We start from the raw sequence: 232 nt of genomic DNA, 5'->3' as shown, positions 1-232 counted from the left end.
TGTTTCCGTATCAGAAAACCTCTTTTAGTTTTTATGTAATCTATTTACAGTCTCGACAAAAACCTTACTCGCTTGTACAAATCTATGCTTTCGATTTCTATCTTCAACAAATTTATTAGCATAACTACCTATAATCATCATACAACTAATTATAACTAACGCTATCTTTCTATTCTTGTCAGTCACTTCATGCCACTCCACTTTTACAAAACTTCTTTTGAATTTATTCCCT

The 232-nt window shown here is 30.6% G+C and carries 1 protein-coding gene; it reads right to left on the bottom strand.

The window, feature by feature from the left end; all coding sequences use genetic code 11:
• Positions 1-24 precede the first annotated feature (24 nt).
• On the bottom strand, positions 25-232 hold a 208-nt coding region (locus KVT34_RS31370), incomplete at its 5' end, for a hypothetical protein (RefSeq protein WP_217563404.1).

This window comes from Paenibacillus sp. GbtcB18, assembly GCF_019091125.1.
GTDB classification, from domain to species: Bacteria; Bacillota; Bacilli; order Paenibacillales; family NBRC-103111; genus Paenibacillus_F; species Paenibacillus_F chitinolyticus.
This window is presented reverse-complemented; position numbering and strand designations above follow the sequence as displayed.